Annotated in this window: 26 protein-coding genes; 11 read left to right on the forward strand and 15 right to left on the reverse strand. The window is 50.6% G+C overall.

The genetic code is table 11. The features are described 5' to 3' along the window. Nucleotides 1-64 precede the first annotated feature (64 nt). The 7 genes from recX to H8L32_RS10920 all read left to right on the forward strand — a co-directional run bounded on the left by recX (nucleotide 65) and on the right by H8L32_RS10920 (nucleotide 6,636). On the forward strand, nucleotides 65-523 hold the full coding sequence (gene recX / locus H8L32_RS10890) for a recombination regulator RecX (protein WP_186947205.1): 459 nt from the start codon (nucleotides 65-67) through the stop codon (nucleotides 521-523). A 597-nt stretch (nucleotides 524-1,120) separates the two neighbouring features. Next, complete coding sequence (locus tag H8L32_RS10895) at nucleotides 1,121-1,705, forward strand: DUF2889 domain-containing protein (protein ID WP_186947206.1); 585 nt, start codon at nucleotides 1,121-1,123, stop codon at nucleotides 1,703-1,705. A gap of 31 nt (nucleotides 1,706-1,736) precedes the next feature. Further along, nucleotides 1,737-2,921 (forward strand): ADP-forming succinate--CoA ligase subunit beta, encoded by a 1,185-nt coding sequence (gene sucC / locus H8L32_RS10900; protein ID WP_268977622.1) that lies wholly within the window; start codon nucleotides 1,737-1,739, stop codon nucleotides 2,919-2,921. Between the two features lie 18 nt (nucleotides 2,922-2,939). Beyond that, nucleotides 2,940-3,821 carry a succinate--CoA ligase subunit alpha gene (sucD, locus tag H8L32_RS10905; protein WP_186947208.1) on the forward strand — a complete coding sequence of 294 codons (882 nt, stop codon included), beginning with the start codon at nucleotides 2,940-2,942 and terminating at the stop codon, nucleotides 3,819-3,821. Nucleotides 3,822-3,994: 173 nt separating this feature from the next. Further along, nucleotides 3,995-4,831, forward strand: coding sequence for a Stp1/IreP family PP2C-type Ser/Thr phosphatase (locus H8L32_RS10910; protein ID WP_230412149.1), 837 nt, complete (start codon nucleotides 3,995-3,997; stop codon nucleotides 4,829-4,831). A 30-nt stretch (nucleotides 4,832-4,861) separates the two neighbouring features. Further along, nucleotides 4,862-5,500 carry an FHA domain-containing protein gene (locus H8L32_RS10915; protein ID WP_186947209.1) on the forward strand — a complete coding sequence of 213 codons (639 nt, stop codon included), beginning with the start codon at nucleotides 4,862-4,864 and terminating at the stop codon, nucleotides 5,498-5,500. Nucleotides 5,501-5,667: 167 nt separating this feature from the next. Beyond that, nucleotides 5,668-6,636 (forward strand): glycosyltransferase family 2 protein, encoded by a 969-nt coding sequence (locus tag H8L32_RS10920; protein ID WP_186947210.1) that lies wholly within the window; start codon nucleotides 5,668-5,670, stop codon nucleotides 6,634-6,636. 33 nt (nucleotides 6,637-6,669) lie between these two features. On the opposite strand, the gene H8L32_RS10925 is transcribed toward H8L32_RS10920, so the two are convergent. The 14 genes from H8L32_RS10925 to ubiA form a co-directional block, all read right to left on the reverse strand. Next, nucleotides 6,670-7,683 (reverse strand): glycosyltransferase family 2 protein, encoded by a 1,014-nt coding sequence (locus H8L32_RS10925; protein ID WP_186947211.1) that lies wholly within the window; start codon nucleotides 7,681-7,683, stop codon nucleotides 6,670-6,672. Then, complete coding sequence (locus H8L32_RS10930) at nucleotides 7,676-8,965, reverse strand: polysaccharide biosynthesis protein (protein ID WP_186947212.1); 1,290 nt, start codon at nucleotides 8,963-8,965, stop codon at nucleotides 7,676-7,678. The genes H8L32_RS10925 and H8L32_RS10930 overlap by 8 nt, the downstream gene beginning before the upstream one ends. 132 nt (nucleotides 8,966-9,097) lie before the next feature. Continuing rightward, entirely contained in the window at nucleotides 9,098-10,033 is a 936-nt protein-coding gene (locus tag H8L32_RS10935; RefSeq protein ID WP_186947213.1) for an NAD-dependent epimerase/dehydratase family protein, read from the reverse strand. 23 nt (nucleotides 10,034-10,056) lie between these two features. Next, nucleotides 10,057-10,860, reverse strand: a complete 804-nt coding sequence (locus H8L32_RS10940; protein WP_186947214.1) for a sugar phosphate nucleotidyltransferase — start codon at nucleotides 10,858-10,860, stop codon at nucleotides 10,057-10,059. After that, complete coding sequence (locus tag H8L32_RS10945; protein WP_186947215.1) at nucleotides 10,853-11,665, reverse strand: inositol monophosphatase family protein; 813 nt, start codon at nucleotides 11,663-11,665, stop codon at nucleotides 10,853-10,855. Before H8L32_RS10945 ends, H8L32_RS10940 begins: the two co-directional genes overlap by 8 nt. Nucleotides 11,666-11,667: 2 nt before the next feature. Beyond that, nucleotides 11,668-12,777 carry a mannitol dehydrogenase family protein gene (locus H8L32_RS10950; RefSeq protein ID WP_186947216.1) on the reverse strand — a complete coding sequence of 370 codons (1,110 nt, stop codon included), beginning with the start codon at nucleotides 12,775-12,777 and terminating at the stop codon, nucleotides 11,668-11,670. An 8-nt stretch (nucleotides 12,778-12,785) separates the two neighbouring features. Beyond that, on the reverse strand, nucleotides 12,786-14,621 hold the full coding sequence (locus tag H8L32_RS10955) for a thiamine pyrophosphate-binding protein (RefSeq protein ID WP_186947217.1): 1,836 nt from the start codon (nucleotides 14,619-14,621) through the stop codon (nucleotides 12,786-12,788). A gap of 104 nt (nucleotides 14,622-14,725) precedes the next feature. After that, a complete protein-coding gene (locus tag H8L32_RS10960) occupies nucleotides 14,726-16,249 on the reverse strand; it encodes a UxaA family hydrolase (protein WP_186947218.1) in 1,524 nt (507 codons plus the stop codon). Between the two features lie 15 nt (nucleotides 16,250-16,264). Then, nucleotides 16,265-17,590, reverse strand: coding sequence for a lipopolysaccharide biosynthesis protein RfbH (gene rfbH, locus H8L32_RS10965; RefSeq protein WP_186947219.1), 1,326 nt, complete (start codon nucleotides 17,588-17,590; stop codon nucleotides 16,265-16,267). A gap of 121 nt (nucleotides 17,591-17,711) precedes the next feature. After that, a complete protein-coding gene (gene rfbF / locus H8L32_RS10970; RefSeq protein ID WP_186947220.1) occupies nucleotides 17,712-18,482 on the reverse strand; it encodes a glucose-1-phosphate cytidylyltransferase in 771 nt (256 codons plus the stop codon). Between the two features lie 205 nt (nucleotides 18,483-18,687). Next, complete coding sequence (locus tag H8L32_RS10975; protein ID WP_186947221.1) at nucleotides 18,688-19,017, reverse strand: YqjK family protein; 330 nt, start codon at nucleotides 19,015-19,017, stop codon at nucleotides 18,688-18,690. Between the two features lie 10 nt (nucleotides 19,018-19,027). Beyond that, the gene (locus H8L32_RS10980) at nucleotides 19,028-19,411 is read right to left on the reverse strand and encodes a phage holin family protein (RefSeq protein ID WP_186947222.1); all 384 of its coding nucleotides are present in this window, start codon (nucleotides 19,409-19,411) and stop codon (nucleotides 19,028-19,030) included. A 4-nt stretch (nucleotides 19,412-19,415) separates the two neighbouring features. Further along, nucleotides 19,416-19,727 carry a DUF883 family protein gene (locus H8L32_RS10985; RefSeq protein ID WP_186947223.1) on the reverse strand — a complete coding sequence of 104 codons (312 nt, stop codon included), beginning with the start codon at nucleotides 19,725-19,727 and terminating at the stop codon, nucleotides 19,416-19,418. Between the two features lie 141 nt (nucleotides 19,728-19,868). Next, on the reverse strand, nucleotides 19,869-20,735 hold the full coding sequence (gene ubiA / locus H8L32_RS10990) for a 4-hydroxybenzoate octaprenyltransferase (protein WP_186947224.1): 867 nt from the start codon (nucleotides 20,733-20,735) through the stop codon (nucleotides 19,869-19,871). 123 nt (nucleotides 20,736-20,858) lie between these two features. Between ubiA and ugpB the strand changes: the two genes are divergently transcribed. The 4 genes from ugpB to H8L32_RS11010 all read left to right on the forward strand — a co-directional run bounded on the left by ugpB (nucleotide 20,859) and on the right by H8L32_RS11010 (nucleotide 25,234). After that, entirely contained in the window at nucleotides 20,859-22,172 is a 1,314-nt protein-coding gene (ugpB, locus tag H8L32_RS10995; protein ID WP_186947225.1) for a sn-glycerol-3-phosphate ABC transporter substrate-binding protein UgpB, read from the forward strand. A 182-nt stretch (nucleotides 22,173-22,354) separates the two neighbouring features. Then, on the forward strand, nucleotides 22,355-23,236 hold the full coding sequence (gene ugpA, locus H8L32_RS11000; RefSeq protein ID WP_186947226.1) for a sn-glycerol-3-phosphate ABC transporter permease UgpA: 882 nt from the start codon (nucleotides 22,355-22,357) through the stop codon (nucleotides 23,234-23,236). A gap of 2 nt (nucleotides 23,237-23,238) precedes the next feature. After that, nucleotides 23,239-24,090, forward strand: a complete 852-nt coding sequence (ugpE, locus tag H8L32_RS11005) for a sn-glycerol-3-phosphate ABC transporter permease UgpE (RefSeq protein WP_186947227.1) — start codon at nucleotides 23,239-23,241, stop codon at nucleotides 24,088-24,090. Nucleotides 24,091-24,157: 67 nt separating this feature from the next. Then, nucleotides 24,158-25,234, forward strand: coding sequence for a sn-glycerol-3-phosphate import ATP-binding protein UgpC (locus H8L32_RS11010; RefSeq protein WP_186947228.1), 1,077 nt, complete (start codon nucleotides 24,158-24,160; stop codon nucleotides 25,232-25,234). A gap of 55 nt (nucleotides 25,235-25,289) precedes the next feature. On the opposite strand, the gene H8L32_RS11015 is transcribed toward H8L32_RS11010, so the two are convergent. Beyond that, nucleotides 25,290-25,514, reverse strand: coding sequence for a hypothetical protein (locus H8L32_RS11015; RefSeq protein WP_186947229.1), 225 nt, complete (start codon nucleotides 25,512-25,514; stop codon nucleotides 25,290-25,292). Between the last annotated feature and the right edge of the window lie 283 nt (nucleotides 25,515-25,797).

A 25,797-nucleotide genomic window follows, 5' to 3' on the forward strand; every position in this document is an offset into this window, starting at 1 on the left:
GTTGGCTGGTGCGATGTACTTCAATGTACTTGTGCTGTCCGACTGGCATTTTTGTATCCGAAGTATGAAAAAACCTGCCATTAGCCTGAAAGCCCGTGCCCTTCGTTATCTGTCCATGCGTGAACATAGCCGCATGGAGCTGGAGCGCAAGCTGGCACGGTATGCGGAAGAGGGCGATGATGTGGCTGCCGTGCTGGATTTTTTGGAGGCGGCAAAATATCTGTCAGGCGAGCGTTTTTCTGAATCGCTGGTGAACCGGCGGCAGGCCAGGTTTGGCAATAACCGTATCCTGGCGGAGTTACAAAGCCATGGCCTGGATGCGCAGGATATAGAAAACGTGAAAGAGGATTTGAAAGAATCTGAGGCGGAGAGGGCAGTTCAGGTCTTGCACAGGAAATTCCCGCATGCACCGCAAGATCATCAGGAGAAAATGAAGCAGGCAGCGTTTTTGCAGCAGAGGGGATTTTCCAGCCGGGCGACGCAGGCAGCGATGCGGGCATCGCGGGATGAGGATGATGAATAGTATTCACAATTTCAACGTGCCGCAATTTCAATAAGGTCGACCCAGCCTAAGCTGGGGCCTGGCGGCTTTGCCTGATTACATTTGCCCATCATTTATTTGTAAAAACTCAAAAGCCCAAACTCAAAAAATCCAGGAAAAGATCATAGTGAATCAAGCGCTTAGGGCTTTAATCCCATGGATTACTGCCTTCGCAGGAATGACGAAGTGAAAGATATTCATATTTACTAAGGATTGACGAGTGCAAGAGTGTCAAAGTTTCAGATCAGGCTTTCAGATATGCTTTGGCTTGTGCCAAGAATAAGCGGGCACTTAAATCACATGTTGATTTTGCAAGAGTAGAAATTTATCTGAAAATTGCTCGCTGCTTGCCTGCTTTTTACCTCTTATACTACAAAAAACTTAATTTTCTGCTTAGATTTCTGCATAAGCATACTCAGAAAACTGCTTAAATTGTAGTCATATGATGAGTTCCCGGCTGGTCTGTGCTAAACTCTGCTGGTTTTTTTGCAGGGCCGCAGGAGCGGCTGTTATCGTAGAAGCTGCGGTAACGACACGCAATTGTGGCTATTTATCCAGAATGAGCCGCCAGCAGGCATGATGCCCTTATCTTCGTCAACCAACAGACGCGCCTTGAAGCATACGCGTACTATCCAGATCGAAGCGTTCGCGCGCGATGATGGATTGTGGGATCTTGACGCCCGTATTACTGATTACAAGCCACGCGATATCACTCTTGCCTCCGGCACGCGCCCGAATGGTGCGGCTCTTCACGACCTTAATTTACGCCTGACCATCGATTTGCAGCTCAATGTCGTGGATGTTGAGGCGGCTTCCGACGCGGTTCCTTATCCTGGTTATTGTGAAGAAATTGCTCCCGATTACAAAAAGTTGATCGGTTTGAATCTGCTGCGGCAGTTTCGCCAGGGCGTGAAAGAGCGTCTTTCCGGCACTCATGGCTGTACCCATTTAACCGAAATGGCGCAAATTTTACCCACTGCAGCAGTCCAGGCTTTCGCCGGTGATGTGATTGACACCCGCGATGGCGCGACCGATGACGCGCAGCAGTCAGAACAACCTTTTCAACTCGATCGCTGCCATGCCCTGCGTACTGATGGGCCTGCGGTTGTCAAGTATTACCCGCGCTGGTCAAAGACCTTGTCCAGCGTGAAATCACCCAGCTAGTTTGTTTGTTTAATTATTTATACCTCAGTGTCTGAAGGGAAGTCGTATGAAAATTCATGAGTATCAGGGTAAAGAAATCCTCCGCAAATTCGGAGTGACAGTACCGCGCGGTATTCCATGCCTGTCTGTTGACGAAGCTGTCAAAGCAGCTGAAACACTGGGCGGACCAGTCTGGGTTGTTAAAGCCCAGATTCATGCCGGTGGCCGTGGCAAGGGTGGTGGCGTGAAAGTCGCCAAATCCCTGGAACAAGTGCGTGAATACGCAGATGCCATCCTGGGTATGCAACTGGTCACGCATCAGACCAGCCCTGAAGGTCAAAAGGTTCGTCGCCTGCTGATCGAAGAAGGCGCAGATATCAAGAAAGAACTGTACGTGAGTATGGTAACTGACCGTATCAGCCAGCGCGTGGTCTTGATGGCTTCCAGCGAAGGCGGTATGGATATTGAAGAAGTGGCAGAAAAACATCCTGAGCTGATCCACAACCTGGCGATTGACCCGACCAATGGTCTGCAAGATGCTGAAGCTGACGACATCTCCCGTAAAATCGGTGTGCCTGAAGGTTCTATCGCTGATGCGCGCGTACAGTTGCAAGGTTTGTACAAAGCCTTCATGGAAACTGACTGTTCCCTGGCTGAGATCAATCCTTTGATCCTGACCGGCTCCGGCAAAGTCATCGCACTGGATGCAAAATTCAACTTCGACGCGAATGCATTGTTCCGTCAACCAGAAATCGTGGCTTACCGCGATCTGGATGAAGAAGATCCAGCTGAAATCGAAGCGTCCAAATTTGACCTGGCTTACATCTCCCTCGACGGCAATATTGGCTGCCTGGTCAACGGTGCTGGTCTGGCGATGGCAACGATGGATACCATCAAACTGTTCGGCGGCGAACCAGCCAACTTCCTCGACGTAGGCGGTGGCGCGACTGCAGAAAAAGTAACAGAAGCCTTCAAGATCATGTTGAAAAACCCAGGCCTGAAAGCCATCCTGGTCAACATTTTCGGCGGCATCATGCGTTGTGACGTGATCGCTGAAGGCGTGATCACTGCATCCAAGGCAGTTTCCCTGCAAGTACCACTGGTTGTGCGTATGAAGGGTACTAACGAAGACATCGGCAAGAAGATGCTGGCTGACTCTGGCCTGCCTATCATCGCGGCTGACACGATGGAAGAAGCAGCGCAGAAGGTTGTTGCCGCTGCTGCAGCTCAAGCTTAATAATCGCAAGGAACAGATATGTCCATCCTGATCAATAAAGACACTAAAGTCATCACCCAAGGTATTACTGGCAAAACTGGCCAGTTCCATACTCGCATGTGCCGCGATTACGCAAACGGTAAAAACTGTTTCGTCGCTGGCGTGAACCCGAAAAAAGCTGGCGAAGATTTCGAAGGCATCCCGATTTTTGCTAACGTATCTGAAGCCAAGGCAGCAACTGGTGCGACAGTTTCCGTTATCTACGTTCCACCAGCAGGCGCAGCTGCTGCCATCTGGGAAGCTGTTGAAGCTGACCTGGACCTGGCAATTTGCATTACTGAAGGCATCCCTGTCCGTGACATGATGATGTTGAAAGACCGCATGGCAAAGTCCGGCAGCAAAACAAAATTGCTCGGCCCTAACTGCCCAGGTCTGATCACGCCAGACGAAATCAAGATCGGCATCATGCCAGGCCATATCCACCGTAAAGGTCGTATCGGCGTGGTTTCCCGTTCCGGTACGCTGACTTATGAAGCAGTGGGTCAATTGACTGCACTGGGTCTGGGTCAGTCTTCTGCTGTAGGTATCGGTGGTGATCCTATCAATGGTCTGAAACACATCGACATCATGAAGATGTTCAATGATGATCCAGATACTGACGCCGTCATCATGATCGGTGAAATCGGTGGTCCTGATGAAGCCAATGCTTCTTACTGGGTACGCGACAACATGAAGAAACCAGTTGTTGGTTTCATCGCTGGTGTGACGGCGCCTCCAGGCAAGCGCATGGGCCATGCAGGCGCCCTGATTTCTGGTGGTGCTGATACAGCACAAGCCAAGCTGGATATCATGGAAGAATGTGGCATCAAAGCAACCAAAAACCCATCTGAAATGGCACGTTTGTTGAAAGCCATGCTGTAAGGTTTTTTTGGTAAAAAAAGTTGGTCAAAAAAAGAGTCGCAGATTTTGCGACTCTTTTTGTTTATGCTTGCATTTACTGAGGATATCCAGTGCAAATAGATTTCCTTAATGTTAAGCTTAACTTATAGAGAAAAAATCAATCCAGTTTTTGGGTTTGATGATTGTTAATTAATTTGCAAAAAATTTTAGTCAGCCGTTTATTGATGCCATACCAGCGTGTTTTAGAATTTGCCGCCTTGTCTGATACCGGGCGAGTCAGAGCGCATAACGAAGATGCTATCGTTGTTTGCGCTGATTATGGCTGCGCCGTGCTGGCGGATGGCATGGGTGGGTATAACGCCGGTGAAGTGGCCAGTGCGATGACGTCGCAAATCGTCGCCGAATATCTGTGTACCAAAATGGATGGCCTGTGGTTTCCATCCATGGGGCCCAGACCGGTTGCCATGGCGCGCTGGATGACAGAGGCGATTGAATCCGCCAATCGTAACGTCTTGAATGTCGCACAAACCAATCCCGAATGTGCGGGCATGGGGACAACAGTAGTAACCGCCTGTTGTCTGCAGGATAAGCTTTTGCTGGCTCATGTGGGTGATTCCAGGGCATACCGCTATCGTGACGGTGATCTGACCAAACTCACAGAAGACCACTCTGTACTGCAAGAACAACTCAATGCCGGCCTGATTTCAGAAGCCGATGCCCGTTTCTCATCGATCAAGAACCTGATCACCCGCGCCGTCGGCACACAGCAAGAACTATTGGTGGAGTTGCATATACACCATACCCAGGATGACGATCTTTACCTGATTTGTTCGGATGGATTGACCGATATGCTCAGTCATGATGAAATCCTCACCATCCTTAGTCGCTACGGTTCGGATATGCGGTTATGTTGCGGTGCACTCATCGATCATGCGAATGATCGTGGCGGCCTCGACAATATATCGGTTATCCTGTTCAGACTGGTTGGCGAAGAAAACAAATCCTGGTTGCAAAGAACCTTTACCCGGTAGTTCTGGGGCTTACGAATTGATGAGAGATTTATGGCGAAAATTGTCGTCACCTTTAATGGTCTGGTACAACAAGAACTGACAATCACCAAATCAAGGCTGACCATAGGTCGCAGGCCAAGTAATGACGTGGTCATTGATCACCTGACAGTCAGCGGCCAGCATGCTGCGATCGATACTTCTTCGAACGGTTCATTTGTGCTTGATCTGGGCAGTACCAATGGCACCATGGTCAATGGCCAGCCGGTAAAAAAGCATTTGCTGCAACATGACGATATCATCGACATCGGCAAATACAAATTGCGTTTCCAGGTTGAAAAAGATACCCAGGGCAAGGTCACCCAGTCAGTGAGTCCAACTGCACAGGTTGCTGCTGGGGTTGCTGCCTCTGTTGCAGCACCCGCCGCAGCGAATATGCCTGCCAAAGTCAAAGTGTTGACAGGTGCCAATGCCGGTAAGGAGCTGGTGCTATCCAAGCCTGTCACTACCATAGGAAGCCCCTCGGTTCAGGTGGTCGCCATTACGCGGCAGGATAAGAATTATTTTATTGCTCATGTCGAAGGCACTACCAAACCGAAACTGAATGATGTTGTTATTGAGTCCAAGCCGGTGCAACTCAAAAACAATGATGTCATAGAGCTGAACAGTGCAAAGCTGCAATTCATGGGATGAAATTCTGTTCCATTTATTCTTGTGTGGCGACTGACTGTTACCGTGCAAGTGGCTGGACGTAGTCGGTACGGTCTGTGTTATTGCTATGGCGTGCGTATCATATCTATGATGCAGATCATTCTCTCATGCGCGTCGACACAGGTCTTTAGCGCACCTTTGATCTCTCTATGACATCCACACGCATCTCGATTGCTTTGTGTACCTACAATGGTGCCACTTATTTGCAGGAGCAATTGCAGAGTTTTCGTACGCAATCCCATAGGCCGTATGAGCTTGTCGTCTGCGATGATCAATCCACGGATGCAACCACAGAGCTGATTCGTGCTTTCGCCAGCGAGGTCGCATTTCCCGTGCGTCTTTCTATCAACCAGGACAGGTTGGGTTCAAGGCTTAATTTTGCCAGGGCAATCGCCCTGTGCAGCGGTGATGTCATTGCCTTGTCGGATCAGGATGATGTCTGGCGTGGCGACAAACTGGAAAAAATAAGCCAGACGTTTATCGATGACAGCGTCACTGCCGTTTTCAGTGATGCCGAAGTTACCGATGCATCATTGCAATCGCTTGGCTACAGCATGTGGCAAGGGCTTAAATTTGATGCCCATGCCATACAGTATATGCAGGCGGGCGCCGGTTTCGAACTCTTGCTCAAGCGTTTTTTGGTGATGGGGGCCAGCCTGGCGTTTCGTACCTCGTTGCGGGAAATGATTTTGCCAATTCCTCCGGCCTGGCACCACGATGCATGGATAGCCTTGCTGGCAGCTGCTTGCGGCAATATTGCGCCGATTGATGAATGTCTGCTGCAATACCGGCAGCACGGCAATAATCAGATCGGCGGACGGAAAAAATCCCTGCTGTCGCAGATACAGAATGCCCTGCAAGTAGATCGCGAGACATATCTGCGCGATGAACTGGCATTGTGGACTACGCTGCAGCAACGCCTGCCGCGCAGTGGGCAGGTCATCCCGGAACACCTGTCTGGCATTGATGATAAATGTGCTCATCTGCAGAGACGCATGGATTTTCCCAAGCCAAGATGGCGGCGTCTGCCAGCAATCGCCGCAGAACTGCAGTCAGGCGCTTATGCACGCTATGCGCGCAACTGGGGCAGTGTCGCTTTGGATGTGTTGATGAAGTAGCGTGACCCACCTATCTTCACGTCCCTGGTCAGTTTAAAGAAAGCGGTATTTTGTCCAGCGATTGATACTGTTGAATGCCCTGACGCAAAAGAAAGCAATCTGTCTCGTCAGCCAGGAGCCGGTCAGGATAGGTTTCAGGAAAATATGAAATAGTGGATAAGCGCTGAAACATTTCGTGCTGACATCGACAATATCTTCATCAAGAAATTTATTTTTACTGGCAGCATTGCTGAACTGACTCATCAACTGACGTGGGAAAAAACGGGTAATCACGGCATTGGCCATGATACGTTCTGCGTCCGGTATGCTGGCGCCCAGATGTTTTTTGGTCATCTGTACCAGATTGACACCAAACACTTCGACCAGGCGATAGCCGCTGCTGTTTTCTCTCAGTGCTGCAAAGATTCGGCTATTCACATACAAATGCTGCCTGCATGCCTTGATTGCCGTGAAGGTCCAGGTAAGCTGGACCAGATAGGTATTGAGTTCAGTGCTGGGATCAAAGTCTGGTGTGTAGGCGAGCACGGCCTCGCGATTGATGACGTTCGCCGAAATAAATGTCAGAAAGACGTTGGTTGATTTGAAAAAATCATTTGAGTTCAGTAATCTTGCGCTGATCTCTTTGGGGGCCTTACGCTCCAGGATGTGCTCTTGCTCATTGTGACCAAAACCATCATTGGCAAGATATAAAACGCCAATGTCCAAAGACCGGCATTGCTCCAGTACATAGTTAACCGTTCCCTGGTACAGGATTTCATCATCACCGATTACCCAGAAATATTTTCCGTTTGCCTTGCTAAAGCCCTGGCAAAAATTTCTGTCAGCCCCGATATTTTCAGCGTTACGCAGGCTGATGAAAGGAAAGCCTTGCTGGATAAAGTTAGCTACCACTTCCTGGGTGTTATCTGTTGATGCATTGTCTGAAACAATCAGTTCCAGATCATCTGGCCATGCCGTCATTCCCGCGACAATAGACTTTAGCAAATGCTGCAATAAACCCGCTCTGTTATACGTGGGAATATAAATGGATAGCGCCAGTTTAGACAATCTGTTCTCCTTTGTTTGTTGCCTGCCATTCCTGCCGCTTGGTTTTGAAAAGCCAGCAAGCCCAGATAAATCCTATACTCAATGTCAGTACAAAATAAGCTGCCATCATGCCGGTTGCACCAAAACGTTTCGTTAACAGCAAGCTTGCCGTTGCGATCAACATGGCCATGACGAATGACAATAACGTAAACGGTTCTTCTTTATGTGAGCGCAAGTAAATTGCAAGGCCGAACACGATATGGTTGACGATAGTAGTCAGTAATAACAATATAAATGGTGCCAGTGGTAATATCCTTGCATCCAGAGAGCTGTCAGTGTGAATCAGAAATAATTTGATTAATAACAGACTGATTGCACCCAGGATGATGACCACCGTTGATTGTTTCAATATGCGGAAAAAGATGGTATCGAGTTCGCGAAAATGTTGCAATGCGGCCAGTCTGCCAAATTGAGGTGCCTTGGTATTGACCCAGGCGATGGCTATGGTGGAAATAGCGCTGACTACGCTCAGACTCATACCCATTTGCCCAGCTTCGATTGCACCACGATAAGCAAACAGCACGGGAACAAAGAATTGGAAAATGAAATAACCGCTTAACCAACTGATGGCAATACGCCACTGCAAAGGCCAGATTTCAGTTTTCCAGTCAATTTTACTTGTGGTTAAATAAGTAGTCGCCAGCGCCCTGAAAAATCTACCATACGCAATAAATAGCCAACACAGTCCTGTCAAAGCTATGACGGTGCTCATCGCAGGCATGGCTAATAATCCAGCACCCGATGCCAGCATTCCCCAGCAGACCAGGCTTCCACCGATATTCTGAAACATACGCAAACGGGCAATCTGTGCTACATGCCCACAGCCTTCCAATAGAGCAAACACTGGTGTCAGCAAAATATTAAAAGCCGCGGCCAGGATCAAACATATCCAGGCCATTTGCCAGGAAATACCTAAGGCGGCTACATTGCTATTGAAAAAATAATAACCGGCAGGCAGGATAAAGATAATGATGAGTAGTGCAATGATCCCATACCACCTTGCGATCAGCTTAAGCAGTGAGTACAACCGGCTCAGCGCTTTTTCATCTCCTTGCAGTATACGTTCAGGCAGCCAGGAGAGCCGTGCCATCTCATGGCTGGCAAACTGCATGACGACATTGCTCATGCCTAATTCGAACACAATCTGCAGGCCAATGACACTGACAAAGGTATAGTAAAACCCTTGTTCGCTGGCCGACAGATGACGTGTAATAAACCATAGCGTAATCAATGCTGCCAGCATGCTCCACCCCCTGCCAAGCAGGGTATAAATGACAGCGTTGTCCATGCCGATATGGCCAAGTATTTTTTTCATTGCATTTGTTATTTGCTAGCGCTTGTTCTGTGCGTGTTTTTATATTTATTTAAGAAAGTGTTAACTTTTTGGGTTGTTTAGAATAATGCTCGTTTCTTTGTAAAGACCTTCCAGAGACGTCAGTTCTGGTTCGTAGCCAAAAGTGGCAGCTCGTCGGTTCAGCGAATAATAATGTGGTTTGTTGCCAGTGGCATTGATACCAGTATTTCTCGTTGTGACATCAAAGCGAAGGCCGAATTTTTTTTGCATGGCTGCCAGCAGTGCGGTTTTGTCTATGTGTGCTTTGCTGTAGCAATCGACTGCTGTATTGATGGGGGGGGCGTGTAGAAGTGCAGTAATCATCCTGTAGAAATCACTGGGATGCAGATAATCTCGCACTATATAGTCTGATGAAGTATGTAAGACAGTATTGTTCTGGATGGCACGGACAATATCTCCCATCAGAAAACCTGTGGTCATATCTTGCCTGTTGCTGAAATAATTGAAAACCCGGATATCTACTATAGCCATTGTCGACAGGCTGCGATGCCTGCATTCGGCCTGTAGCTTTGCTAGCGCATACCAGTCTTGTGGTTGTATCTGGTTGAGGGGAACTTCGGCACGTGTTTGTTCGTCGACGGGTTTGTCAAAACCTGTACCGTATACAGCACCGCTGCTCAGGAATAGGTAGCGACAGCGAGGATAATGAGACAAATAATCCAGGACAAGTTCATCGAACGCTCTTGTCAACTCAATAATCGCTATACCCAATGCTGTCGTTTGTACCGGATTGCCGACACCGACAAAATTGATGATCGCATCAAATTCTTCTTCAATCGAGAATGCAGAAAAACCGGCAATCTGATATCGGCCTTGCATGTCATGGTCGTTCAGCCACGATGCGAGATATTCAGGCCGGCGGGCATACAGCAGGATTTCAAGTTCTTCTTGTGCGTTGAGCGACAGCAACAAGTCTCTGGCGATCTGACTGGTCGCACCTAGTAGGGCTATTCGCACGGCTTTTCCTTTGTTGATAAAGTTCAGTCGCTTGCCTGGGCGGCAGTCTCCAGATAGCTGGCTAATCTCGACAGCTCTGTAATGTCGCGCTCTGCATCACAAGTTTGCCAGCCACCATTGTGCGCAAATGAATTTAACTGGCCAGCAGCAGCCAGCAAATCCAGTGGCTGGTTTTCCAGTGCAAGCTGATCGCTCAGACCGAAGCCTGCTTCCCAAATTCGATGCGAAAAGATGTAATAACCGCCGTTGATATTCGCAGCTTCTATCACTGGGCGTGATGCAAAAGCGCGCACCAGAGTTTCCCCGGTGCGTATTCCGAGTATACGGAAGCGCACCGGCAGTTTGGTTGCCACCATGGTGGCAACCAGGTTTTGTCGCTTGTGCAGGCGAATTTCTTCTGTCAGATCAACATCGCTCAATGTATCCGAATAGGTAAGGGCAAATTGTTGTTTTTGCTTTAGGAAAGATTGACATGCCAGCAGGCGTGCAGCGGTCGTGTCATCTGGCGCGGTAACAACGATACGAACGCGACAGATGTTCTTTCCAATCTTTAACTCATAACAGAACCTGTCCTCAATCTCTTGAGTTGCTTCGGAATTTTTGAGGAACTGGCTAAATTGCTCATACTGCACACCGGCTGCCAGAATGAAATCGCTTGCACCATGCAGTGCATAGTGCAACATCACCCACCAGAACAGAGGCTTGCCCTTAATGTTGACCAGCCCCTTATTAAGGCGGACTGTTTGCTGATCATCCAGAAGTACGCCTTTGCCGCCACAAAGAATAACAACGGGAATGCCTGCAAATTCATTGATAGATTTATTCATCGTCAGTTCCAAAATTCGCCAGCCCATTCTGCTGTGCAAGCTTGCTGATATGCTGTACGACATCACGCGATCCTACACAGTAATCCAGAGTCAGATGATCATCTGCATACTGCAGCTGGATTTCACACCCCGCTGCACGGGCAATTGCCAGTGCACCTGCCACATCCCAGATTTTTGCTGCAAAGCCGTAAGCCGCCTGCAGCTTGCCGGTGGCGGCCCAGCAGATATTGAGGGCAGCGCTGCCAGTACGCAGACAGCCGCGTGTACTTTCGTTTACTTGCCTGAAAAGAGTATATTGCGATTCGGGAACCCTGGCGCTGAAACTGGCTGCCGTCAATGCATCCTGTATGCCCAGATGTTCATGTCTGAAAGGTCGGCCATTCATCAAAGCGCGCTCTGTATTCAGCGTGAAGTACAATTCATTCAGGGCTGGTGCGCAGACAACCCCAAGCTTGAAAGAACCATTGTCCAGCAGACCGGCTGACACGGCATATTGTGGCAGGCCATGCGAAAAATTAACGGTCCCGTCTATAGGGTCAACCACCCAGCAACTTGTGTCGACAGGTATTTTCTGATTTGAATTTTCCTCTGAAATGACCGGCAGGCCGCTCAGGCTCAGGCGCTTGATCAGCAGTTCGCTGATATCGATATCAGCCTGGGTGACGATATCGCGCAGGCTGCCTTTGTGGCCGACTGCTGCAGCACCATTGAAGCCATCAGCAATCTTTGTGGCGGCCAGTACGGCATCCAGCGCGATCCTGATGAGTTCGTTGTCATTCACATTGTTGTCATTTTGGATAGCCACATTTAATCCTTTGCGATTTCACGTAGTTCGGTGGTAATCGCGGCGATTTTTTCACGCAACATCAAATCCAGCGGTTCCCCCGGACGCAGACCCAGTACATAGCGGTTGAAGCTGGCGGTATCCATGGCTTCATGCATCAGACCTATATGATGATCCGGATCGTTGACATCTTCAAACAGGACCGCACCGACTATGCCTTTCAGCAGATATTGCGGCAGTACCCCCAGCGTCAGGCACATCTGGGCTGCGCCGATCAGGCGGCCGTGCAGCTCAAGTTTTCTCAGTGGTTCACGGGCCACCCTGGCCACCGGATCAAACAAGAGCTGGCAACGGAAACGTGCCAGTTCTTTTTCTGCATACCATTCCAGGAAATCGTGCGGAATATCCCACAGCAGTTTTAGTGCCTGCAGCATCTCTGTCATGGCCCCTTCTACCAGTTGCGCCGCACGCGGGTGCATCATGGCTTCATGCACATAGGTTGCACCCATCAGCGCACCCAGATAGGCGGCGATGCAATGCGGTGTATTGTGCAGGTATAGCTTGGGGGTCCACTGTATGCGCAGCAGTTCTTCGCGTGACAGCAGAGCCATGTCACCATGTATGACTGCCGGGCAGGCTTCGACATACAGCACACCATTCTCGGTGGTAATGGCAAGCGGATCCTGCGCCAGCAAATGTGCCGGTGCCGTATTGGACGTAATCACGTCAGGGACGGCAAAATAGACAGCATCGTGGCCGACTACACGTTTGGCGACAGCGACAGTTTCCGGTTCATTCTCGCACATGATCAGCGGGATGGCAGAACCTGCCAGTATCTGCGCTGCCTTGCTGACATTGCGTGGTCCTACAGAAAAAAAGCAGGCTACCGCATCCAGGTGATCTTCCAGCTTGAAGTCGGCTGGTGTAAAGGCTGCACTGACCTCTACCCGCATCTGCTGATACTCGTCAGCATTCACACGGTAAGTGGTATAGCCGCCGTGGGTATTGAGATGTTCAACTATGCCGGGATTGCTGTCGATGAATACAAATTCATGCTTGCTGGCGTCCAGTGTCCAGGGCAGGTAACCCCGGCCTATTGCACCTGCTCCCATGAACAAGATTTTGGTTTTCATAGCGGTGTTTATTCCAGAGGCTTGGTGTACATATTGGCGCGAAATTCATCTCTGTCCAGCAACGGCAGCAAGTCTTCCAGCGGACGTGAAGCCATGGTGCCATCCGGTTTGATATACGACCCCAGTTTGGGCATCAGATGTCTGTGCGGATCAACCATGATCTCGATGATTTCAGGTAGCTGGTTAGACAGCGTGGCATGAATTTCATCTCTGACGGCTGCATTGTTTTGAATGACGCGGTAGTGCAGGCCATAGGCATCGGCTATCTTCTGCAGGGAAGGCAGAGAGACACCACTTTCGGTAGTTGAACCGACATAACGCTGATTGAAATAATTTTCCTGGGTCACGCGTATGGCATGATAACCGCCGTTATTCACCACGAATATCTTGACCGGCAAGGCATGGTGCACCATGGTTTGCAGTTCTTGCACATTCAATTGAAAACCGCCGTCACCCACCAGGGTAACTGCCATTTTGTGATTCAGTGCCACGCTGGCACCAATGGCTGATGGCATGCCAAAACCCATGGCTGCCATACCCTTGGCATGGAATACCCGCTGATTGGCTTTCGGCAGGAAAGCCTGCCCGGAAACCGTAAATGAAGTTCCGGACGATCCCAGTGGTACCAGGGCGTCATCCGGCAATAAGTCGGACAATGCTTCGACGAAGTAATACGGATCGACCGGTTGTTCCGGTCCCGCTTCTTGCAGGCTGGGGGCCATCGGGTAACTGGTTTTCATGCGATTACAATACGCATGCCATTCGGTGGAAGGCGTCATGTCCCGCGGCTGTTTTTGTAACTCGCTGATCAGAGCCGTGATCAGTGCTTTGGCGTCGCAACGAGAAAAGCGGTCCACTTTCAGGAATGGTTTGCTGGCTTCAGCCGGATCAAGATCAACCATGTCGACAAAGGCTTCACGTGCAAAAGCTTCGACATTGTAGCCAGTATGCTGGACACCCAGACGGGCACCAATGCTGAGCAGATAGTCCGCATTCTGGATAATGAAATTCGCGTATCGGGGACCATAGGCATTGGCGCGGCCAAAGTAATTTGGATTGGCTTCCGGTACCAGGTCTATCGCATTCCAGGTGGTCTGCACGGGGATGTTCAACAGTTCCAGCAATTGCCTGGCTTCGTCTTTCGCACCTGCCAGCCAGACACCGTGACCGAGTACGATCAGGGGCCGCTTGGCATTGCGCAGATGCGTCAATATCGATTGCACCAGTTGCTGATCAGGTGCAGGGTTCAGGTCGTCCAGCCCTTCAGCAGCAGGGTCGAAGCCACGCAAGCTGTCCGGGTCTATGCTGGCTGCCTGTACATCCAGCGGCAGATCCAGCCACACCGGGCCCGGGCGTCCGGCACGTGCCAGGAAACAGGCTTTTTCCAGTTCATATCGGATATCCTGGGCATTGTCGACAAACCGCGCATATTTCGTCGTCGGCGTGACCACGTCGATGATATTGAATTCCTGGAAGCCGCGCTGGCGCAGGCCATGTTGTCTTTGCGAAAACAGCGTGGAAACCTGGCCTGAAATAAACAGCATGGGCACGCTGTCGGTGAATGCACCCGCCACGCCAGTCAGGGTATTCGTCGCCCCTGGGCCGGATGTCGCAAAGCAGACGCCGGTGCTGTTGATGGTGCGGCCATAAGCATAGGCAGCGATAGCCGCTGCCTGTTCATGATGCATGGGAAAGGAAGCCAGCTCACTGCTACCCACACTATCGAGCAAATGCATCATGCCACCACCAGACAACAAAAATACATGGCTGGACCCGGTCAGTTCCCTGATGCGGGAGCAGATATAGTCTGAGACTTTGACGAGTTTTGATTTATCTGTGTTCATTGGTTGCAGCAGGTTTTGACACTGGGTTGATATTGGATTGACGTTGGCTGTCTGTCCCTGTTGTTACTGCATTCAGGCAAGCGTACATGGATATCCGCAAATGATTACATGACTGCGCCCAATTGCCATGGTACGAATTCATTTTGCCCGTAACCATGCAATTCACTTTTTGACTTGCTGCCTGAAGCCGTCGCCAGGATGGCATGGAAGATGCGTTCTCCCATTTCTTCTATACTTGCCACACCGTCTATGATCTCACCGCAATTAATGTCGATGTCAGCTTCCTGCCGGCGCCATAAATCACTGTTGGTGGCCAGTTTCAGGGATGGGCTGGGGGCGCAGCCATAAGCTGAACCGCGGCCTGTGGTGAAACAGATGAGATTGGCACCGCCGGCCACCTGACCGGTGGCGCTGACCGGGTCGTAACCTGGTGTATCCATGAAGACCAGGCCGCGTTCTGTTACTGCTTCGGCATATTCGTAGACAGCATTCAGATTGCCGGTGCCGCCTTTGGCGACCGCCCCCAGGGATTTTTCCAGTATGGTCGTCAAGCCGCCTGCCTTGTTGCCAGGTGCCGGGTTATTGTTCATCTCGCCCTGGTTGATCTGCACATACTGTTCCCACCAGCGTATGCGTTGCAACAGTTTGTCTGCCACGGCTGGCGCGCTGGCGCGACGTGTCAGCAAATGCTCGGCGCCGTAAATTTCCGGTGTTTCACTGAGTATGGCTGTGCCACCATGGACGACCAGCAAATCCACTGCATGGCCCAGCGCCGGGTTGGCACTGATGCCGGAATATCCGTCAGAGCCACCGCATTGAAGACCAACCACGATATGACTGACATCGCACAGTTCACGCTGTACCGCATTGGCAGTGGGCAGAAAAGTCTTGATCAGCTCTATGCCGCGTTCGACCGCCTTGCCGGTACCACCAACATCCTGGATGTTGAAGGTCTTGAACTGTTCACCTTCCTGCAGGCCGCCATTCAGTAGCAGTGACGATATCTGATTGGCTTCACAACCCAGGCCTATCAGTAAAATGGCAGAGAAATTAGGATGTAATGCATAACCTGCCAGCGTGCGCTGCAAAACCTGCATGCCGGCACCATGATCATCCATGCCACAGCCGGCACCATGCGTCAGCGCCACCACACCATCAACGTTCGGGAAATCGGCCAGTACCTGGGATGACCTGAAGTGATCGGCAATCGCACGTGCGACAGTGGCAGAGCAATTGACGCTGGACAGGATACCTATGTAATTGCGGGTAGCGACCTGGCCGTTGCGACGTTTGATGCCCATGAAACCGGCATGTTGTTTGAAGGATTGCGGTTTGATATCGGCACCGACGGCATAATCCTTGTCGAAATCGCCCATGACCAGATTGTGAGTATGGACGTGCTCGCCGGGCAGGATGGCTTTGGAAGCAAAACCGATAATCTGGTTATAGCGTCGCACAGCTTGTCCAACTGCTATGGCATGACGGGCGACCTTGTGTCCAGCGGGGATCAGTCCTTTGATGTTCAGTCCGTCTGCGGTGCTGCCACTCATCATCTGTGTGCGACAGATGGCCACATCGTCTTCAGGATGCAGCAGGATCAGGCCTTGTTGTGATATCGCGGTGCGCATGGGCAGGCTTTGGTGTCAGAAGTTCAGACCTAAATAGGTTTCTATTTTTTTTGCTGCAAATTCCAGCATCTCATAGCTTAACGATGGTTGCACGCCTATCCAGAAAGTATTGTTCATCAGATAGTCGGTGTTGCTGAGATCGCCACTGATGCGATAAACGGCATCGCGCATATACGGCTGGCGCGTCAGGTTGCCGGCAAATAGCAGACGTGTACCAACTTTGTTTTGCTCGAGATACGTCAGCAAATCGAGGCGGGTGACCGGACAGTTTTCTTTCAGCGTAATCGGAAAACCAAACCAGGATGGATCAGCGTGCTCGGTGGGCACAGGCAGGTTGAGGAATTCTTCGCAGGCCTGCAGGCGCTGCCTGAGAAACTGGTAATGCGCTTTGCGGGTTTCGATGAATTGCGTCGCCTTACCTACCTGGGCCAGCCCGCAGGCAGCCTGCATGTCAGTGATTTTCAGGTTATAGCCCAGATGACTATAGGTATATTTGTGATCATAGCCTTCGGGCAAATCGCCCAGCTTCCAGCAAAAACGCTGGCCACAGGTATTGTCCTTGCCCGGTGGACAATAACAGTCACGCCCCCAGTCGCGAAAACTTTCTGCAATGCTGATCAATTCAGCATTATTGGTAAATACGGCCCCACCTTCCCCCATCGTAATATGATGGGCAGGATAAAAGCTCAGGGTGGCGATGTCGCCAAAAGTACCGACCATCTGGCCGCGATAGGTGCTGCCCAGGGCATCACAGCAATCCTCAACCAGCCACAACTGGTATTTTTTGCATAAAGCGGTGACTACATCCAGATTGAAAGGATTGCCCAGCGAATGCGCCAGCATGATGGCTTTTGTTTTTGGTGTGATCGCTGCTTCTATCTTGCTGGCATCGATATTGTGCGTAAGTTTGTCGACATCGACAAAGACCGGCACGGCGCCAAACTGCAAAATGGGATTCACCGTGGTGGGAAAACCAGCAGCGACGGCGATAACTTCATCACCGCGCTGGATTGCCCGTTCACCCAGTTTGGGCGAAGTCAGGGTATTGAATGCAACCAGATTGGCCGATGAGCCCGAGTTGACGGTAATTAAGTGTTTGACGCCGATGAAGGCAGCCAGTTCTTCCTGAAATTGCGTATTGAAACGACCAGTGGTCAGCCAGCCATCCAGCGCCGCATCCACCATGTTTTTGATTTCAGCGGCGTCCAGTAATTTGCCTGAAGGAGGGATCGCCGTCGCCCCTGGGAAAAATGCGTCCGGTTTCAATGCCAGGTCGGCATATTGCTCAACCAATGCAGCAATTTGTGTTCGCAGTATCTGTTTTTTATCGCTTTGCGTCATGTTGACATCCGGGTATTTCGACTGCTGGGGAATAACTCAATCATAGGATAGGACCAACTGGTGCACAGTCAGCATCAGCCTGAAAAGCATCATCCTTGCAATGGTGGCCATTTCGCAAGGATCAGGCCCAGGTTTTCCACGGGGCCTTGCCAGCTTCCCAAAGGCTTTCCAGGTGATTCTTGTCTCTCAAGGTGTCCATCGGATGCCAGAATCCATGATGCTGATAGGCTGACAGTTCTCCGCTGGCAGCCAGTTTTTCCAGGGGTTCACTTTCCCAGACCGTGGCATCGCCATCAATCAAATCCAGGACCTTGGGCGACAACACAAAAAACCCGGCGTTGATCCAGGCACCATCACCGGCTGATTTTTCACGGAACTGGCTAACCTGGTTGCCGACGATATCGAGCACGCCAAAACGTATCGGTGGCTTGGACGCGGTGACCGTTGCCTGTCGTCCTTCCTGGCGGTGAAACGCAAGCAGGGCAGAGATATCAACATCTGCGACGCCATCACCATAGGTAAAGCAAAAATCTTCATCGTCCAGAAATTCCTGCACCCGTTTCAAACGACCGCCCGTCATCGAATTTTCCCCTGTATCCACCAGTGTGATACGCCAGGGTTCGGAACTGTTCTGATGCAATTGCATGTCATTGCGTGGCAAGTCAAAAGTAACATGCGAGCTATGCAGGAAATAATTGGCAAAATATTCCTTGATCAGGTACCCCTTGTAGCCACAGCAAATCACGAAATCATTGATCCCATGCTGGGAATAGGTTTTCATGATATGCCAAAGTATGGGTTTCCCCCCAATTTCGACCATAGGTTTCGGCTTGACCGTGGTTTCTTCGCTGAGCCGCGTACCAAGTCCGCCAGCAAGGATCACTGCTTTCATTTTATTTTCGCTTCCCTGGCTGCAAAAAACGTTTTAGTTACTATCAAGAATGCATTTTAACAGGCTATGCAGCCTGCTCATTCTTCTATCTGACAGCTTGTGTTGACCGGTGTCGCTATTGGAGGGGGCGGACAGGGATGCGGCAGAAATTGGACTTGCGTAAAATGGGAGCGGGTATTGCTAAATAAATATTTTTTATTTGCCTTTAACCTGCAGGCTTATCCCTGCTTTGACGCAGGTGTTTCACCAGGCTGGACAGGCTTTGCCAGATTTGCCAGCCCATCAGGGCGGATCTGGCGACAGCGAATGCGCGTGCGGGTTTGAATATCATGACGACGGCGGTAATGAGCAGACTGGCGATGGGGCGACGACGGGCAGAGTTTCCCATCTTGCCGAACAGTTCACTGGCCATATCCACCAGGCTTAATGATTGTCTGATTTCTTTGCCATAGATAGTGATCAGGCTGCGTTGTGCCTGTATTTTCAGCAATAAGGCCTGACGTTTCTGTGCGAGTTTTTCTTGCCGTTTCACCATGACTGAATGCCTATTTCTTGCTTACAGTGCGGTCAGCATTGCTTAAACTGCTGCTGTCTTTTTTCAGTTCAGCCAGTGTGAAAGACAGAAATGCCGGTTTGTTGCGCATGACACTGCGTACGTGCAGGGAAATACCGATGGCCAGTAGCGAAAACAGGCCCAGCAGCGATAACAGGACGGTATAGCGATAGCTATCCCAGAACAGGACAATCAGCGTCAGTATGGCAACCAGTATCGCCAGACCGGCAAAAAACATGGCAGCCAGCGACCATAACAGGCTGGAAGAAAAGCGACTCAGCTCTTCTTCCAGCTCTACCGAGGCTAATTCCAGGCGCGTATGGACACTGTTGATCAGTGTCGATGCCAGTTGTGCCAGCGAATCGGTAATGGCCATGAACTTATTTACTACGGCCGATGAGCAAACCTACCAGCAAGCCGATACCGGCAGCAATGCCGGCAGACTGCCATGGGTTTTCCTTGACATAGACGTCGGTGGCACGCGCTGCTTCTTTGGTGCGGGTGACGACCAGGTCTTCAATGCGTTCGACTTCTGCCTTGGCATTTTTCAGGGTTTTTTCAAACTTGGCTTTGGCTGCTCTGAAACCTTCACCACTTTGTTGCTCGGTGTTTTTCAGCAAATCTTCTGCATCACGGATAACAAGATGCAGGTCATTCATCAATTGTTCTTTATGTTCATCTACTGTACTCATGATGTTTCCTTTCTGGTTGGGAAGTGAATTAACAAGTGAATTAAATAAGTTAATTAAATTCAGTCTATGCAAAAAGATGGGGGCTGGTTTGTCGAAACGCAAGGACCCGCAAGAAAATTGAATAAGTAGCAATCTATGGTTTTACTTTACTGCATAGTCCAGCGCAATGCCAGCGAAGATTGCTGCACCCAGCCAATTGTTATTCAGAAAGGCGGCAAAACAGGCCATGCGTTCACGCTCGCGTATCAGGCTGTAATGGTAAATCGCGAACAATACGGCCACACCCATGCCCGCCACAAACCAGGTACGCAGGCCAGCTTGCCAGCCTACTGCCAGTATCAGGACAAAACTGATGGCATAACACAGCATGATGGCCAGCACGTCATAGCGGCCAAAAGTGATGGCTGAGGTCTTGATACCGATTTTGAGGTCATCGTCACGGTCCACCATGGCATATTCAGTGTCATAGGCGACGGCCCAGAAGACATTTGCCAGCAATAATATCCAGGCACTCATGGGCACTGTATCTTGCACTGCAGCATAAGCCATAGGGATACCAAAGCCGAAAGCAATGCCCAGATACGCCTGCGGGATGGCAAAAAACCGCTTGAAATAAGGGTAACTGCCCGCCACCAGCACGGCAGCGACCGACAATTGCTTGGTCAGCGTGTTCAAGGGCAGGATCAGGGCAAAAGAGATCAGGGCCAGCACCACGGCTACGCCAACGGCTTCCTTACCACTGATTTTGCCACTGGTCAGCGGTCTTTCGGCTGTGCGCTTGACGTGCCGGTCAAAATCACGGTCTGCATAATCATTGATAGCGCAACCGGCAGAGCGCATCAACACCGTACCCACACTGAAAACCAGCACCAGTTGCCAGCTTGGCTGCCCTTGTGAGGACAGCCACAGCGCCGCCAGGGTTGGCCACAGCAATAACAGGATACCTATGGGCTTGTCCAGCCTGACCAGCTTGAAATACAGATGCAGACGAGAATACAGGCGGTTCATGATTCAGCTTTGTTGTTGCACATAGGCAGAATTATAAGTGTTATCTATACATTGGACAGTTGGCAATGCTATCGTAGTGTTATTGCAAGAAACAGTACGCTAATAAAATCTTCGGGGACATCTATGAAATTTACGACCAAATTGCAACTGGTAAGTGCCGCCGTGTGCATGGGCCTTGCCGGTTCTGCCCATGCCGTGACCGAAATCAGTTGGTGGCATTCGATGACCGGTGCGCTGGGTGACCGCGTTACCGGCCTGGCAGATCAATTCAATAAAAGCCAGACAGAATACCGTGTGACGGCTGTCTATAAGGGTAGCTATGATGAAGCGCTGGCTGCTGGCATCGCTGCATTCCGCGCCGGTAATGCCCCGCATATCCTGCAAGTATTTGAAGTGGGTACGGCTACCATGATGTATTCCAAAGGTGCCATCAAGCCGGTGTCGGAAGTCATGAAGGTGGCGGGCGAGAAATTTGATACCTCGGGTTATGTAGCGGCGGTCGCCGGGTATTACACCTCGCCGAAAGGGGAGATGTTGTCTTTCCCCTTTAACAGTTCGACTACCGTGTTTTACTATAACAAGGACATGTTTGCCAAAGCCGGCATGGACCCCAACAAGGCACCCGCTACCTGGCAGGAAGTGGTGGCCGCCGCCGCTCGTCTGAAAGCCAATGGCGAAAAATGTGCTTATACCACCGGCTGGCAAACCTGGGTGCACTTGGAAAGTTTTTCTGCCTGGCATAACGTCGAATTTGCATCCAAAGGCAATGGTTTCGGCGGTCTGGATGCGCGGCTGAAGTTCAACAGCCCCTTACACGTCAAACACATAGAAAATCTGGAAAATTGGGCCAAACAAGGTTACTTTACCTACGCTGGCCGCAAGAATGAGCCAGAGGCTAAGTTTTACTCCGGTGAATGCGGCATGCTGACCTCATCCAGCTCTGCTTATGGCAATGTGGCAAAAAACGCCAAGTTCAAATTTGCCGTGTCGCCCATGCCCTATTATTCTGACGTCAAAGGTGCGCCACAAAATACCATCATAGGCGGCGCATCACTATGGGCCATGAATGGCAAGAAGACGGAAGAATACAAAGGTGTTGCCAAGTTCTATAAATTCCTTTCACAGGCAGAGGTACAGGCCAAATGGCATCAGGAAACCGGCTACCTGCCCACCACCAACGCTGCATACGAACTGACCAAAAGTTCGGGCTTTTATGAAAAGACACCAGGCCCTGGCGTCGCCGTGCAGCAGATGATTGTCAAGACCACCGACAAGTCGCGCGGCATACGTCTGGGCAGTTTCGTACAGATACGCACTATCATGGATGAAGAACTGGAAGCAGTCTGGAGCGGTAAAAAACCGGCCAAGGCAGCACTGGATAGCGCGGTCGCCCGTGGCAATGAATTGCTGGAACGTTTCGAAAAAGCGAATAAGTAAAATCAAGACCTCTCAACACAGAGGCACTGAGGCACAGAGGGGCACAGAGGAAGTGCGGAAAACTTCTCATTAAGTAAGTGGTTTGATCCACAGCCTCTCCTTTTTGTCTTCTCTGTGTCTCTGTGCCTCTATGGTGAGCTTTTTGGTTTTACCGTTTTAGTATTTAAGCATTCGAGGATTCTTTGGAAAAACGCGCACGTTTTCGATCTGCCTGGTTGCCGTATCTGTTGCTGCTGCCGCAGATCGTGGTAACCATACTGTTTTTTTTCTGGCCTGCGGCCCAGGCCCTGTATCAGTCGGTACTGTTGCAGGATGCATTTGGCATAGCTTCTCAGTTTGTCTGGCTGGATAATTTCAAGGACTTGTTTGCCGATCCCACTTACCTCGCGGCCTTCAAGACGACGGCCTTGTTCTCGTTTTTGGTGGCGGTGCTGGGCTTGAGTATTTCATTGCTGCTGGCCGTGTTTGCTGACCGCGTGGTCAGGGGCAGTTCGTTTTACAAGACCATGCTGATCCTACCTTATGCCGTATCGCCTGTGGTGGTCGGTGTGTTATGGATGTTCTTGCTCAATCCCACGCTGGGTATTGTGGCCCATGGCTTGCGGCATGTGGGTGTCGAATGGAATAGTCTTTTGAATGGCCAGCATGCCATGATACTGATCGTCCTGGCTGCTGTGTGGAAGCAGATCAGTTACAACTTCCTGTTCTTTCTCGCGGGTTTGCAATCGATTCCCAAATCCCTGATAGAAGCGGCTGCGATTGATGGTGCCGGGCCTTGGCGCCGTTTTTTTACCATCGTTTTTCCTTTACTGACGCCCACCTCCTTTTTTCTGCTGGTGGTGAATGTTGTCTATGCTTTTTTTGATACCTTTGCGATCGTGGAAGCAACCACGCAGGGTGGGCCTGGCAAGGATACTGAAATCCTGGTGTTCAAGGTGTTCAATGATGGCTTCAAGGGCGGTGACCTGGGCAGTGCAGCGGCGCAGTCGGTGATACTGATGAGCATCGTCATTGTCCTTACCGTATTGCAGTTCAAGTATGTAGAAAAGAAAGTGCAGTATTGAACATGATAGAACGCCGTCCTTTTCTGGGAATGTTCAGCCACCTTATTCTGATACTGGGCGTCAGTCTGGTGGCGTTTCCTGTCTATGTTGCTTTTGTCGCCAGCACGCAAACAGCGGAGCAGTCGGCACTGGCGCCGATGTCGCTGATTCCTGGCGATCAGCTATGGCATAACCTGAGTGCGGTACTTGGCAGCGGCACGTCCGGCAATGTTGCCAGCAGCCCGGTAGGGCGCATGTTGTGGGTCAGCCTGGTGTCGGCGCTGATGATCGCCGTGGGCAAGATATCCATTTCCATGTTGTCTGCATTTGCGCTGGTGTATTTTCGCTTCCCGGGGCGCAGCCTGTTTTTCTGGATGATCTTCATTACCCTGATGCTGCCGGTGGAGGTACGTATCAGTCCTACCTACAAGGTTGTGTCTGATCTGTCCATGCTCAATAGTTATGCCGGGTTGACCGTACCGCTGATTGCATCAGCGACGGCGACTTTCCTGTTCCGCCAGTTTTTTTTGACGGTGCCGGATGAACTGGCAGAAGCTGCGCGCATAGATGGTGCTGGCCCCGTACGGTTTCTTGTCGATATTCTGTGGCCCTTGTCACGCACCAATGTGATTGCCCTGTTTGTCATCATGTTCATTTATGGCTGGAACCAGTACCTGTGGCCCTTGCTGGTATCGACAGAGCAGGATATGTACCCCATAGGCGTCGGCATCCGGCGCATGATTGCCGGTGGCGATTCTGCGGTTGAATGGAATATGGTGATGGCGAGCCTGCTGCTGGCCATGCTGCCGCCAGCTCTGGTCGTGGTCGTCATGCAAAGATGGTTTATCAAAGGACTGGTCGATGCCGAGAAATAAAAGCCCTAGCAAAAAATGACAAATGCTCGGTCAGGCTTCAATTCGTATGGAGTTACATAATAAACATATGGCACAGGTTCATTTAAAAAACGTCAAAAAAACCTACGGCAAAGGGGACAAGGCCGTTGATATCATTCATGGTATCTCCATAGACATACAGCATGGTGAATTCATCGTCATGGTGGGTCCGTCAGGTTGTGGTAAATCCACTTTGTTGCGCATGGTGGCCGGGCTAGAAGAAATCACGTCCGGCGATATCATCATTGGTGAACGCATCGTCAATGAACTTGAACCCAAGGACCGCGACATTGCCATGGTTTTCCAGAACTATGCGCTATACCCGCATATGAGCGTTTACCAGAATATGGCTTATGGGTTGAAGATACGCGGCTTTTCCAAAGCCGATATCGAAATCCGGGTGCAGAAGGCAGCGCAGATACTGGAACTCGGCGAGCTGTTGCAAAGAACGCCGCGCCAGTTATCAGGTGGGCAGCGGCAAAGGGTGGCGATGGGCCGTGCCATTGTCCGGGAACCGGCAGTGTTTCTGTTCGATGAACCCCTGTCGAATCTGGATGCCAAACTGCGGGTGCAGATGCGTTTGGAAATTCAACGCCTGCACAAAACCCTGGGCACGACCAGCCTGTATGTCACCCATGACCAGGTGGAAGCCATGACGCTGGGGCAGCGCATGATCGTCATGAATGCCGGCATGGCAGAGCAGATCGGTACCCCGGCAGAAGTGTATGGCGCACCAGCCACTACCTTTGTCGCCAGCTTTATTGGCTCGCCACCGATGAATCTGTTGCGCGGCAAGCTCAGTGAAACTGGCCGCCAGATGAAGATAGGGCAGTCGCTGGTGTCATTGCCGCTGGTGCAAAGCGAAGCAGAGCGCGTCGCACACCGTGACCTGATACTGGGCGTGCGACCAGAACATTTGTTCATAGGCATGCCTGGGTTGCCACTGGAAGTACAACTGGTGGAATCGCTGGGAGCGGATTTGTTGGTACATGGACTCTGTGGTGAACAGCCTGTGGTGATAAGAACGCCTACCGGTACGGCAGTGGAAGCCGGTGAGCATACTTCGGTTGGTTTTGCGGCCGATGTAATGCACTGGTTTGATCCGGTGACAAACAAACGGTTTTAACGGCACACCTGTCGGACAGTTTTTGCCGTCTTTTCAGGCAAGCTGAACTGTTTTATTACACCAGCAATCCCGCCTTGCGCGGCATGGGTTGCTGACGCAGTGTTTCTGCAGGCACGCTGGCGGGGCTGGTATCTGCCGTCGCACTGGTGGCAGGGGTGCCGATATGTAAATGCCTGTTAAAGCGGGTTTCTTTTTCTGCCTGTGTGCCGCAAAAATAGCCCAGCCCGAATATTGTGATTGTCAGGCAGATGCTGATGAGGTATCTGCTGGCTGTTTCCATATTGATGGCCTTGATTGTCGGCCTTGTTCTACTTACCACTTCCCTGCCCATATTTGCTCCTCTGCATCAGAGTTGACATCGCGCTGAAAACTGGACGGCACTATCGGACTGGACTGCGCAAATACACGACAACACCCTATTTACGCGACAGTGATGTGACAGGCAGGATCTTTTTGAAAATCCCTAAGCAGTTTCACAACGGGTTGAACTTCACACTGTTATTGCGAGTCGAAGTGTCGCAATAATTAAAATTACGTACCATAAAATTACTAAAAGCATTGTT

This window comes from Undibacterium hunanense (assembly GCF_014284335.1).
Taxonomy (GTDB): domain Bacteria; phylum Pseudomonadota; class Gammaproteobacteria; order Burkholderiales; family Burkholderiaceae_D; genus Undibacterium; species Undibacterium hunanense.

Bases quoted from the DNA above. Each gene is read 5' to 3' on its own strand.
- ubiA (WP_186947224.1), bottom strand. From the start codon at position 20,735: ATGAACCGCCTGTATTCTCGTCTGCATCTGTATTTCAAGCTGGTCAGG.
- H8L32_RS10915 (WP_186947209.1), top strand. From the start codon at position 4,862: ATGGCGAAAATTGTCGTCACCTTTAATGGTCTGGTACAACAAGAACTG.
- H8L32_RS10930 (WP_186947212.1), bottom strand. From the start codon at position 8,965: ATGCTGGCAGCATTGATTACGCTATGGTTTATTACACGTCATCTGTCG.
- sucD (WP_186947208.1), top strand. From the start codon at position 2,940: ATGTCCATCCTGATCAATAAAGACACTAAAGTCATCACCCAAGGTATT.
- H8L32_RS10985 (WP_186947223.1), bottom strand. From the start codon at position 19,727: ATGAGTACAGTAGATGAACATAAAGAACAATTGATGAATGACCTGCAT.
- H8L32_RS10950 (WP_186947216.1), bottom strand. From the start codon at position 12,777: ATGAAAACCAAAATCTTGTTCATGGGAGCAGGTGCAATAGGCCGGGGT.
- rfbF (WP_186947220.1), bottom strand. From the start codon at position 18,482: ATGAAAGCAGTGATCCTTGCTGGCGGACTTGGTACGCGGCTCAGCGAA.
- H8L32_RS10940 (WP_186947214.1), bottom strand. From the start codon at position 10,860: ATGAATAAATCTATCAATGAATTTGCAGGCATTCCCGTTGTTATTCTT.
- H8L32_RS10980 (WP_186947222.1), bottom strand. From the start codon at position 19,411: ATGGCCATTACCGATTCGCTGGCACAACTGGCATCGACACTGATCAAC.
- H8L32_RS11015 (WP_186947229.1), bottom strand. From the start codon at position 25,514: ATGGAAACAGCCAGCAGATACCTCATCAGCATCTGCCTGACAATCACA.
- H8L32_RS11010 (WP_186947228.1), top strand. From the start codon at position 24,158: ATGGCACAGGTTCATTTAAAAAACGTCAAAAAAACCTACGGCAAAGGG.
- H8L32_RS10960 (WP_186947218.1), bottom strand. From the start codon at position 16,249: ATGCGCACCGCGATATCACAACAAGGCCTGATCCTGCTGCATCCTGAA.
- H8L32_RS10920 (WP_186947210.1), top strand. From the start codon at position 5,668: ATGACATCCACACGCATCTCGATTGCTTTGTGTACCTACAATGGTGCC.
- ugpB (WP_186947225.1), top strand. From the start codon at position 20,859: ATGAAATTTACGACCAAATTGCAACTGGTAAGTGCCGCCGTGTGCATG.
- recX (WP_186947205.1), top strand. From the start codon at position 65: ATGAAAAAACCTGCCATTAGCCTGAAAGCCCGTGCCCTTCGTTATCTG.
- H8L32_RS10895 (WP_186947206.1), top strand. From the start codon at position 1,121: ATGCCCTTATCTTCGTCAACCAACAGACGCGCCTTGAAGCATACGCGT.
- H8L32_RS10955 (WP_186947217.1), bottom strand. From the start codon at position 14,621: ATGAACACAGATAAATCAAAACTCGTCAAAGTCTCAGACTATATCTGC.
- ugpE (WP_186947227.1), top strand. From the start codon at position 23,239: ATGATAGAACGCCGTCCTTTTCTGGGAATGTTCAGCCACCTTATTCTG.
- rfbH (WP_186947219.1), bottom strand. From the start codon at position 17,590: ATGACGCAAAGCGATAAAAAACAGATACTGCGAACACAAATTGCTGCA.
- H8L32_RS10975 (WP_186947221.1), bottom strand. From the start codon at position 19,017: ATGGTGAAACGGCAAGAAAAACTCGCACAGAAACGTCAGGCCTTATTG.